Genomic DNA, 4,966 nt, shown 5'->3' on the forward strand with positions numbered 1-4,966 from the left:
CCTTTGCTACAGATCACCAGAATCTATTGTAGCATCAGGAGTTCCAAAATTAAGTAACTAAAATAAAAAATAAGCTTTGTAAGTAAGGCTGGTATCTGCTTACAAAACTTATTATACGAGGAGGAAACAAAATGAAAATTGCTTTTACAGCCCACGGTCAAGATTGCCATTCAACAGTTGATTCTCGCTTTGGTCGTACCCATTATTTCGTTATTTATGATGAAGAAAAAAACGCGTGGACATCCATTCCCAATACACAAAATCTTGAAGCCGCCCATGGGGCTGGCATTCAAGCCGGTCAAAATGTTGCAAAAACCGGAGCAAAGGTACTCATCACCGGCAATGTCGGTCCCAAAGCCTTTAAGGTTTTAGAAACCGAACAAATTGCCATGTACTCTTTCGATAATGAAAATGCAACAGTCGAAGAAACGCTGGCAGCATATCAATCCGGTAAACTAACGACTATCAAGTATGAGAAAATAAAAATGAAAGGTGTTGACAGACTTATGAAAATTGCAATCCCTTTAGTAAATAATAAGCTTTGTACCCATTTCGGCCACTGCGAACAATTTGCCATTGTAACCGTGGAAGGTAATAAAATTGTCAAACGGGAAACCCTGACTCCTCCACCCCATGCACCCGGGGTTATCCCTAATTGGATAGCCGATCAAGGCTGCACAGACATCATTGTAGGTGGAATGGGCGAAGCCGCTCAATCGATTTTAACACAACGAGGTATAAAAGTCTCCTGCGGCGCACCTTCCGATACGCCAGAAAATCTTGTTGCCCTCTATCTTCTCGGCGAGCTTACCGATTCCGGTAACGCCTGCGACCATGATCATGAAGGCCATAACTGCAATCACTAAAAAGCCAACATAAAAAACGCGTATTTAGAAATTCCAGTGATTTTCGAAAAACTTATGTTTTACATTTTCAGAAAACTATCAATTCGCTGATCCTGTGCCTGAGTCTAAATAGCAGTTTAGCGATATCAATTTTACCGACAAATCCCTCATCAAACTTATCCTCCCGAACAAGCTCTGGCCGCAAGGCCATCACAAGAGCCGTTTCTCCTGCACCGGCATGGACGCCTACCTGGTCAAAACTAAATCTACAGGAATAGAGCGGTTCGGCAAAAGCGTTAATATAACCATCACGATCGGCCAATGCAATAACATTGACTCCTTCAGCTTTGTAAGCGGTCTTTAATTTTTCGCCAATACTGGCAACGCAATCGAAATTACCTCCGTGGGAAGGAAGAAGGACAATATTTCTGAAACCATAGTTCTTAAGATTATCACAATAGGCCTCAATGATGCCCTCTAAAAGCTTTTGTGAAATGGATAAGGACCCGGCAAAGGATAAATGATGATTGGAACATCCCGGGCGAATCGTTGAAGCAACTAAGGCGCTTCCTAATTCAGCAGCTACTCCTACACTAAGAGCTTCTCCAATTAGCATATCGGTAATGTTTTAAAAAAAATTTTCAAATAAATTAGAAATCCTTAGAAAAAAATCCAGCAAAATCGCCCTTCAATGAAAGCTCGATCTTGCTGGATTTCTATTCTCGTCTTTAGAGAAAGAAGCAGCTTAAAGTATAATTTTCGCACTAAGAAAAAGGGATTACTCCCTTTCCCTCGTCTAAGAACCGTACGTGAGAGTTTCCCGCTCATACGGCTCAAGCATTTCTTCACCATTTCCGGCGGCCAACAGTGATTTCATCCTCTGCTTCCAGTTTTGCTTTAAAGTTGATTTTTCGCATTGTCCCGAGATCATCGAACTTTATCCCTTGTCAAAGTCCAATATATACCGTATGCTGGCTCCCCGCCAGGTGTAAATCAAGCCGAAGCATTTCTTTTGCTGATAAAGATAGCCCCAGAAAATAATATCGTCTGTTTCCACTGCATCCAGGTACTTTTGCTGCAGTTCGTCCAAAGGGAACGCGATCATATGCTCGTAATACTCGGGATCTTTGAAGATCTTGCGTATTTCGATCATATCCCGCGCTTTGGCAAAGGTCATATGGCGCAGCGTGAGGTCGCGCTCCTCATAGATGATCTTCAGCATGGCGTCGATATCGGCGTTCACAAGAAAGCTTTTCGGATACTGTACAGAATTGATATCCTCCTGTAAAACGGCTACGCAAAAGCTGTGGAACGTGCTGATATAGCCCGTATCGCTGTCGCCGGTGAGTCGGCGGATACGTTGTTTCATTTCATTCGCGGATTTATTGGTAAAGGTAACGCAGAGAATGTTGGCCGGCATGATGCCAATCTCGTTTACCAGATAGGCAAACCGGTGAGACAGCGCCCGGGTCTTGCCGGAGCCCGCGCCGAAGATCACGCGGATAAAGCCTTCCGTAGTAGTTACAGCCTGTCGCTGCTGCGCGTTGAGCCCCGCTAATATATCGCTCATTCTCACAAGTCACCACCAAAAATAGGATTACTTGCTGGCATTTTATCGTCTAGGAATGTTTTTCTTCACAATATTATTATCGCAAGGACAAACGACATATTGTGACGTCGAAACACAGAAAGCATAATAAAATAATGATTTCTAGCTTCTCTCGGCATTTTTATCACTTCAAAGCTAGTTTAACTCTCTTATAATATTTCGTTGGAAGTAATTTGTACCGAAAAGTCACCCTTATTTGTCCGTTTGATGACTCCCTTCTTACCGGCACCATCATCAACGGTAATAGCGCGTGCAGAGGTTGTGAGTGAGCATAAAGTTAAGTACATCCTGTTGCTTCCCAGCTCCCTTTCGTTGAATAGCTTGCTCTGCTTCTTTTACTATGTCTGCTGTCATAATAAATCCACTCTCCCTTTTTTGTCTGAATACAAAATAAAATTAAACCATGAATCTTCCATATAAATATTCCCAAAACTAAATATTTCTAAATAAACCGATTACTTTGCCAGCAATAGAAACATTTTCAGAGTAAATAGGTTCCATTGCGTCATTTTCCGGTTGAAGACGAATGCGTCTGGCCTCCTTGAAAAAACGTTTTACAGTCGCTTCTTCATTATCAATTAAAGCTACCACAATATCTCCATTATTAGCGTTGTCCTGTCGGCGAACAAGCAAGTAGTCACCGTCTAAGATTCCGGCATTAATCATGCTATCCCCTTTTACGGACAGCATAAACACATCTTCTTCCCTGCCAATCAATTCAGCAGGCAGTGGGTATGTTTCTTCTATGTTTTCAACGGCAAGTATCGGCTGTCCGGCAGTAACTAAGCCCACGAGAGGAACTGGAATTACTGTTTTCTGCCGCCATGGTGCTTCCTCAAGCACGTTAATGGCCCGCGGTTTAGTAGGGTCACGTTTTATATAACCCAAAGATTCCAGTTTATTTAAATGGGAATGCACTGTCGAGCTACTGCTCAAACCAACGGCATGACCTATTTCCCGAACGGAGGGAGGATATCCTTTAGCTCTTACGTTCTCTTTTATATAGCTCAATATTTGTTGTTGCTTTGCGCTTATGGAATTAGCGGTCATATTTTTATCACCTCTATGGCAATTGTAGCATAAAACTCCAATAAAAGGAACGTTAGTTCGAAATTTCATCGAACACACTTGTGCAGAACATATGTACTATGTTAAAATAAAAAGACCAAACATATGTTCAAAAGAGGTGCTTTAAATTATGAGAAAAACAATGTTTGTACTATTTTTAGTTCTTCTTATATTAAACATTACACCTTTAGCAATTTCGCGTGCTTTTGTTGATACCACTACTTATGAAACGGTCTATGTGAAACCGGGAGATACGGTTTGGCAAATTGCTGCTAAATACACAACTGATAAAGACGATATTAGAAAATTAATTTATGAAATTAGGCAAATAAATAAATTAGATAATAATGCGAAAGTTTATCCCGGTCAAACGTTGAAAGTTCCGATTAAGTCTTGATATATACAGGCTTATAAGATTTTATCAAACTTTACATAAAACTTGTGCAATTTCTATTGAATTTCACCAATTCTAATGCTATAATGTATTCAAGCACCATCCTTACAGGGTAAAGGGTTTAACAGTTTTGAGAGGTTTGGAAGTTTGGTTTCTTCAAATCATGTTCAAGTTGTAACCAGTTTTAAAGGATCGTGTTTTTAGTTTGTCTAGTTCGTGATTGTCCTGAGAAAAATAAAATTATCATTCTGGAGGCTTTCTAAGTTATCAGTATTAAGAAATCTGTAAGGATAGTCGCTTTAAAGGGGGAGAAGGTAAACACCTTCTCCGTTTTGTTTTGTTTATATATCTACGTCATCGTCTTCTGGCCTCACCACTAATCTTACTGCCATTAAATATAAATCGTATAATAGTTAGCGCCTCAGAGGGTTTCATCTTATCTTCATAGTAAGCGTCAAACCTTACATCACCTATCATTCAATAGTCCAGACATGCTAACATAATAAAAAAGAACGAGATGGATTTTTCTCAAAAAAAATCATCTCGCAAAGCGGCCTTGAATTCGTTAAACTGCTTTTGAATTAGCTTCTTGTGCTGATCTTTTGCCAAACCTTCCGTCTGGTCAAATCCTTCTTCAGCAAGGTGAAAGTTAAAGCATTCAGCCAGATCATGATTTTCCCTTTCCATTTTTGCATAATGCTTTATCAGATAATGACTGAAATCAAGATCGAAATCCAGTCGGCTGCGTTCACCATCCAGATATGACTGGACAAAGGTCATCATAAATTCAGTGGCAGTATTCTTTAGCATCTCAAACATTCTCCTTTTTCAGCGGCATCTTGTTGGGCTACTGCTTTTTTTGTAATACTAGCACGAGTAATAGCAATTTCAAGTTCTAATGTATTAGTCAAATTTATCGCCTCCCTGGTATATTAGAGTCATAGCCAAAACGGCTATGTTATAGAAAAACATTCCTGTTTTGGAAACGACTTTCCATCATTAACACTTCTGAATAAAGCTCTAATTGTATCTGTATAGTTATTCGTTCCT

The 4,966-nt window shown here is 40.1% G+C and carries 6 protein-coding genes; 2 read left to right on the forward strand and 4 right to left on the reverse strand.

Annotated features, from left to right (window positions below; all coding sequences use genetic code 11):
* Window positions 1-131: 131 nt before the first annotated feature.
* Window positions 132-866, forward strand: a complete 735-nt coding sequence (locus ABFC84_07860; protein MEN6412664.1) for a NifB/NifX family molybdenum-iron cluster-binding protein — start codon at window positions 132-134, stop codon at window positions 864-866.
* Between the two features lie 67 nt (window positions 867-933).
* Here the strand turns inward: ABFC84_07860 and ABFC84_07865 are convergent, their stop codons facing one another.
* The 3 genes from ABFC84_07865 to lexA all read right to left on the reverse strand — a co-directional run bounded on the left by ABFC84_07865 (window position 934) and on the right by lexA (window position 3,504).
* A complete protein-coding gene (locus tag ABFC84_07865) occupies window positions 934-1,461 on the reverse strand; it encodes a creatininase family protein (GenBank protein ID MEN6412665.1) in 528 nt (175 codons plus the stop codon).
* A 321-nt stretch (window positions 1,462-1,782) separates the two neighbouring features.
* Window positions 1,783-2,415 carry a UvrD-helicase domain-containing protein gene (locus ABFC84_07870; protein MEN6412666.1) on the reverse strand — a complete coding sequence of 211 codons (633 nt, stop codon included), beginning with the start codon at window positions 2,413-2,415 and terminating at the stop codon, window positions 1,783-1,785.
* A 471-nt stretch (window positions 2,416-2,886) separates the two neighbouring features.
* Window positions 2,887-3,504 carry a transcriptional repressor LexA gene (gene lexA / locus ABFC84_07875; GenBank protein MEN6412667.1) on the reverse strand — a complete coding sequence of 206 codons (618 nt, stop codon included), beginning with the start codon at window positions 3,502-3,504 and terminating at the stop codon, window positions 2,887-2,889.
* Between the two features lie 148 nt (window positions 3,505-3,652).
* Between lexA and ABFC84_07880 the strand changes: the two genes are divergently transcribed.
* On the forward strand, window positions 3,653-3,919 hold the full coding sequence (locus ABFC84_07880; GenBank protein ID MEN6412668.1) for a LysM domain-containing protein: 267 nt from the start codon (window positions 3,653-3,655) through the stop codon (window positions 3,917-3,919).
* Window positions 3,920-4,444: 525 nt separating this feature from the next.
* Here the strand turns inward: ABFC84_07880 and ABFC84_07885 are convergent.
* Window positions 4,445-4,726, reverse strand: a complete 282-nt coding sequence (locus tag ABFC84_07885) for a hypothetical protein (protein MEN6412669.1) — start codon at window positions 4,724-4,726, stop codon at window positions 4,445-4,447.
* Window positions 4,727-4,966: the final 240 nt, after the last annotated feature.

The organism is Veillonellales bacterium, assembly GCA_039680175.1.
Taxonomy (GTDB): domain Bacteria; phylum Bacillota; class Negativicutes; order JAAYSF01; family JAAYSF01; genus JBDKTO01.

Excerpts from the sequence above, each read along its gene's own strand:
- ABFC84_07860 (MEN6412664.1), top strand. The coding sequence starts at position 132 with ATGAAAATTGCTTTTACAGCCCACGGTCAAGATTGCCATTCAACAGTT.
- ABFC84_07865 (MEN6412665.1), bottom strand. The coding sequence starts at position 1,461 with ATGCTAATTGGAGAAGCTCTTAGTGTAGGAGTAGCTGCTGAATTAGGA.
- ABFC84_07870 (MEN6412666.1), bottom strand. The coding sequence starts at position 2,415 with ATGAGCGATATATTAGCGGGGCTCAACGCGCAGCAGCGACAGGCTGTA.
- lexA (MEN6412667.1), bottom strand. The coding sequence starts at position 3,504 with ATGACCGCTAATTCCATAAGCGCAAAGCAACAACAAATATTGAGCTAT.
- ABFC84_07880 (MEN6412668.1), top strand. The coding sequence starts at position 3,653 with ATGAGAAAAACAATGTTTGTACTATTTTTAGTTCTTCTTATATTAAAC.
- ABFC84_07885 (MEN6412669.1), bottom strand. The coding sequence starts at position 4,726 with ATGCTAAAGAATACTGCCACTGAATTTATGATGACCTTTGTCCAGTCA.